A 5,366-nucleotide genomic window follows, 5' to 3' on the forward strand; every position below is an offset into this window, starting at 1 on the left:
GACAGCAGTCTTCTGGAGATGGTGCATCCTGCCCCACTCCGGCGCGCTGTCCGGCCCTGATCGTCCCGGACAGCAGCCACTCGACACCTTCCTCGCCGATCCGGTTGCGCCAACGCGTCATCGACGAGGGGTCGATCGGCAGGCGATGCCGGAAGACCGTCTCGCCGCAGAAATGCTGCCAGTAAGGCGTCCCGGCCCACCGTACCACGACCGCCTCGTCGGACAACCGAAAGGCGTGCCGGAGATACAAAAGCCCCGCGACCAGGCGCGTCGGCGTGGCAGGGCGACCGGTCTGCGACGGGAACAACCCGGCCCATTCCCGCTTGAACACCTCCCGGTCGATCAGAGCGGCGAGCTTCACCAATTCGTGGCGCATGTCGATCATCCCGACCCGTCGCGCGCGCAGCAGATCACTCTGTTTCGGGGAAGGCTTTCCGGGCTTCATATCGCAGCTCGAAATTGCAGGGATCCGGCTGCAAAAATACCAGATGCCGGGCCTGAAGCCTACCGGAGACACTGTGTTATATCGAAAAAACAATGGGATGGGTGTTGTTCAGGGCGAAGAAGAAACGGTTATGATCGATGATGAGGCCGTTGGCGCCATCGGTCCGAGCAGACGGCCGAATGACCTCAAGGCGCACCGTACGGCCTCCAGCCTGCGGGCAAAGAAAGGGGGGCCGGGCGACAAGCGCGGGCGCGCCATCGGTTGAACGAAAGGCGGGATGAACACCAAGCTGCACGCGGTCGGCGATCGTCTCGGACGTCCTCTGAACCTGCTCATCACAGCCGGTCAGATCAGCGATTACGTCGGTGCGCGGGCGCTGTGCAGCAATCTGCCCAAGCTCGAATGGCTGCTAGGCGACCGGGGCTATGACGCCGACTGGTTCAGGGAAGCGTTAGAAGACAAGGGCATAAAGGCCTGCATTCCAGGTCGCAAGCAGCGCAAGAGACCCATCAAATACGACAAGCGGCGCAACCGGATCGAGATCATGTTCATCAGATTGAAGGCCTGGAGACGGGTGACGACACGGTATGACAGATCATCCGTCGTGTTCCTGTCTCCTATCGCTCTCGCAGCTCTCGTGAGCTCCTGGTTGTGAAACTCAATCAGGCCAGATCCTAAGCCATTGTGATTAATAACGATAATTCCACTCAAAACACGTCTGTCATCGACGCGCGGCTTGCCGCGGGACTTCGGAAAGAAAGGTTGCAGACGCGCCATCTGCGCGTCCGTCAACCAGAACAGATCAAATATGGTTATCGCTCGTTTTTGAGCCGTGAATCACGCCGCAAAACAGAAATCAATGGGTCCTGACCTTAATTAACACTCACGTCAAAACCTCCTTTCTTATCCAAAAGTCGAACAATATTACACTTTTGAATAGAGGTTAATCCAAAATTTCCACAAATAAGAAGTGGAATAACGGGTAGGTATTTATTCATCAAAGACTCGCTGAATATACGAAATCGAAACACATAAGTCACAGATTGGTCGCACAAGAACGCGCAACAAATCACTCACTCGATTTAGGGTTTTCAGGCTGTGTGGCCCTTAAACCGTCTGGCGAGGAGGTCAAAATGTCGAAGGTCTCAGAAATTAACACAATTACCCCCCAGTTCGTGCAGGTCGGCTCAAACGCAACGCTCTGGAATGCAACAAACTCAGCCTATCAACCTATCGACCTTCGGGAAGGAAAAGTCGAATATTACGTCGACAAGCTGAAAGAACTAAACCCTCAGGCGAACACTCTTCGACTCTTTTTCAACTCAAATTCATTTGACGAAAATGGTGATCTGCCTCCGCTCTATGCAGAGCTGATCGAGGTGGCGGCGAGCAAAGGCTTCAACTTTGTCTTTACCTATGCGTCCGCCCAGACCCGACATGCCGATCTGAAAGGCGTACCGCTTGCCCTCATCAATGAGGCGCCGAGCGAGGTCTCCAGTGGTGAGGTCTACACGGCGCTCGAAACCTACTTCGTAGACAACCGTCTGACAGCCTTCGGAGAATTGGCTGACTGGATCGACGCCCGGCCGGAGGTCAAAAATGCGGTCTATGGCCTCGAAATGGCCAACGAGCCCGCTGCCTACAATATGGCGGCTCGGGACGGTGTGGATCTCACAGAAAAAGACAGCGTCGGGATCAGCTACTCGAAAAATGACTTCGTCCAACTCTATGTGGACCACGCGGGTCGGTTCGCGGACTTCGTGAAGAGTTACACTGGGGGCGACGGGACGCAGATCTTCGCTGATTCGAAAGTCTTGATCGGTGGGTGGAACTTTGGCTCTCGGATTGATCGGTTTGTGAAGGAGTCGTGGGACGGCCAGACGGCCGCAGATCATCTTCGGGCGGCTGTCGGTCCGGACCTCGTATGGTCGCTGCAGTTCTTTCTGAATTCCGTCACAGATGGTCCGAACAGTGGTCCGGGTGGTCTCTCATGGCCATCCACGCAAGCGGGCATTGAGGCGACATTTGCGGAGTATTTTGCGCCAATTCTCCAAGACGATGTGATTATCACGGCGACGGCCATTGACAGCCACATCGAAAGTCTCGCCGGAGGTCTCGGGCCGAATTACGCGCTGGCCAGCTCACTGGAATGGTTGGCTGAAAACGGAGTAGGATACGGCGTATTCGACGCCTACGGGCCTGATGCCTTCTTTGATCTGGCAGGAAATGGAGACAATTTTCGCGTCGTGATCAAGAATCAGTTCGCGCTGGCGCATATCATGAATGGAATGTCACTCGCGGATAGTCCGGGAGAAAATGCAGGTGCCGACAATATCGACGTCGTGCCGTTTGTTGTGAAGAGAATGCAGAACCAGAGATACGAGGCTGACTATTTCGAGCCAGTATCTGGATATACGCAGAACGCAGACGGGACGGTCTTTGTCGGCGAGGCATTCGGCTATGGTGGAAATGACACTCTGACGGGTACCGATACGAGCAATGATTTTCTCTATGGAGGGGAGGGCGACGACGTTCTGAGCGGCGGCGGGAATGACGATTTTCTCTTTGGTCAGCAGGGCAATGACCGTCTGGTCGGCGGCACGGGTATCAATCACCTTTATGGTGGATCAGGCAATGATCATCTTGTCAGCGGTTCGGGCTTCGATCAAATGAATGGCGGGACAGGAGCAGATGTGTTCCAGATCTCCGGCGCTGCGGGCGATATCATCGTCGATTTCTCTATCACCGAAGACCTGCTCGACCTCTCGGCGGTCGACCTCTCAGGCATAACGAATTTTGATGCCCTCATGGGTTACATGCGCGACGCTGATCTGATCAGTGAAGGTGTCATCAGCAATATCGCGACCGGGGACAACACCTCCTTTACGACGAACGACACGCCGGTTGAAGCGGTCGCGATCGAGTTGCCCGATGGCACGGTTTCTTACCTCTACGGTGTCCGGACCAGCGACCTCACATCGAGCATTCTGAAGGAAAATTATTTTGCAGATGGCAAAGTCGACGGTACAGCGGGCGATGACATCATCTCGACCAGCCATACGGATGAAAGCGGCGATGTATTAACATTCAACAAACGACCGCATGAAATCTACGGCTATGGCGGAAATGATATTATCAACTTAGCCAAAGGCCGCGGTGTGAATGTCTATGGTGGGGCGGATGATGATTTTGTCAGGCTCATCGCGGTCAGCGGACGCATTTACGGAGAGGAAGGCAATGACACTCTTTTGGCCGGATCGAAGTCAGTCGTCCTAGACGGTGGCGCTGGTGATGATATCCTCGTCGGAAATCTCGCCTACGGAGCCCGCCAAATTCTCACCGGTGGTGATGGCGTTGATTCATTCGCCTTTAAGGCTCCATCTCTTTCCCGCATGGGGCGGGCCGAGATAACCGATTTCGACGTTGCGACAGAAACGCTGGTCATCGCGGGGTCGGTTGTTGACGTGCTGAACCCGGGTCCTGACTACACCGTTGCGGCATCAGAAGCAGGAGATCTGGTGATCACGTTTGGTGACGATGACACGATCACCTTTCTCGGTGTGAGTTATGAAGATTATTTCTGAGGGACAAAAGCCAGTTGGTCTTCTGTTCTCAGAAGCAGGTGGCGCCCCAAGACCGCATCCTATGCCGTTGATAAAAAGTAAAAAGCTTAAGACCTGCGTAACAATTGCGAATTGAGGCCGGATTTTTGTCGGCTTGCTTGCCGTCTCCATCGCACAAGGATAGTCGCCCGAAAAGCCGGGCGGCGCTACCTTTGGGGTCAGCCCTCCACCAGTCTTAAATGTCGGTCCAGTCCAACCGCAGGTGCGCTGCCTCCGGTGACGATCCGCACCTATGTTCATCGTAAAACGGCGCCAAAAAACCGCGCCCGTGCGTTCTCACCCAAGATGAATACGCTAGGCGCATCGTCGGTTCTCGCCTATGGCGACCCTTCACCATGACTGACACCGCTGCAGTGCAGCTTCACCAGACCGGTCGTTTGCACTTTGTGCAGCATCGAACATCAGGCGAAGGTCGCCAGAGTGGGACGAAGCAGCATTTCTAGGTTCGGCTGCCTACAGCAAATGACTTACTGGAGCGGGTCACCTCAACCTGACGCATCACGCCAAGCGGCATGTCTGTTAAGAGTTGAGGCGTTGACACCATGACTCAAGACATCTGCGAGATCCTTCAACATCTCTGGTTGAGGATGACCGTCTGCGATCGCTCGCCGAACGTTTTCAACCAATGGCCAGCCCGGTGTGCGTTGCTCCTTGTCGATGTACCTGCGCAGATCAGCGATCGACGCGCCGCGTATGTGAGCATACCGGTAGAAAGCAAGCTCGGTTCTCAACTCGTCCGGTCCCTCGCAATGCGCTTCCGCAAGTGACAGAAGCCGCGCCCCCTGTTCTGCGGATCCCATCTTGAAGGTAAACTTTGCATAGTTGCCGAGATTGTTTGCGTGCTTTGGATCCGCCTCGATGGCCCGGGCGTAGAGCGCCTCTGCCGCGTCGTGGTCCCCGCGGACATCCTCCGTAAGGTCGGCGCATTTCGCCAACAAATATCCACATCTTCCGTGTCTATCCGGTGCTGTTGCACAAATCGGGGTCTGAGCGCGGTTCCCCTTTCCCCGGAGGGACCTATCCTACGGCCAGAGTAATGGGTGCGCCGAGCGCGGTGTAGCCGTTCAGCACGGCGATACGAACTTGCAGCTCGGCGACCTGGCGGTCGAAGTCTCGGGCCATGAGGGATTGGCCGGGCAGCTTGATGCAGTTCATCTTGCTCTCGACCCGGCTCCGGCGGTGGTAGCCAGACCATCGTCGCCAGATGGCACGACCCAAATATTTGGACGCGCGCAGTGCCTCATTGCGGGCAATGGCTCCGGGGCTCGTTGGTTTCCAGGGATTGGCGTTCTTGCGGG

At 55.6% G+C, this 5,366-nt stretch carries 3 protein-coding genes and 3 pseudogenes; 2 read left to right on the forward strand and 4 right to left on the reverse strand.

What is annotated here, in order from left to right; translation table 11 throughout:
- On the reverse strand, nucleotides 1-445 hold a 445-nt coding region (locus tag FEV53_RS19465; protein WP_142836325.1), incomplete at its 3' end, for a transposase.
- 94 nt (nucleotides 446-539) lie between these two features.
- Between FEV53_RS19465 and FEV53_RS19470 the strand changes: the two are divergent.
- Nucleotides 540-1,100 (forward strand): annotated as a pseudogene (locus tag FEV53_RS19470) (IS5 family transposase); the annotation flags it as partial.
- Nucleotides 1,101-1,120: 20 nt separating this feature from the next.
- On the opposite strand, the pseudogene FEV53_RS19475 reads toward FEV53_RS19470, so the two are convergent.
- Nucleotides 1,121-1,255: pseudogene (locus tag FEV53_RS19475) on the reverse strand (IS5/IS1182 family transposase); the annotation flags it as partial.
- A 323-nt stretch (nucleotides 1,256-1,578) separates the two neighbouring features.
- On the opposite strand from FEV53_RS19475, the gene FEV53_RS19480 reads away from it, so the two are divergent.
- A complete protein-coding gene (locus tag FEV53_RS19480) occupies nucleotides 1,579-4,029 on the forward strand; it encodes a calcium-binding protein (protein ID WP_142836326.1) in 2,451 nt (816 codons plus the stop codon).
- Nucleotides 4,030-4,553: 524 nt separating this feature from the next.
- On the opposite strand, the gene FEV53_RS19485 is transcribed toward FEV53_RS19480, so the two are convergent.
- The gene (locus tag FEV53_RS19485; protein ID WP_142836327.1) at nucleotides 4,554-5,003 is read right to left on the reverse strand and encodes a tetratricopeptide repeat protein; all 450 of its coding nucleotides are present in this window, start codon (nucleotides 5,001-5,003) and stop codon (nucleotides 4,554-4,556) included.
- An 82-nt stretch (nucleotides 5,004-5,085) separates the two neighbouring features.
- Nucleotides 5,086-5,366, reverse strand: a pseudogene (locus FEV53_RS19490) (IS5/IS1182 family transposase); the annotation flags it as partial.

Origin of the sequence: Palleronia caenipelagi, from assembly GCF_007004065.1 — a bacterium.
Classification (GTDB): Bacteria; Pseudomonadota; Alphaproteobacteria; order Rhodobacterales; family Rhodobacteraceae; genus Palleronia; species Palleronia caenipelagi.

Excerpts from the sequence above, each read along its gene's own strand:
- FEV53_RS19480 (WP_142836326.1), top strand. The coding sequence starts at position 1,579 with ATGTCGAAGGTCTCAGAAATTAACACAATTACCCCCCAGTTCGTGCAG.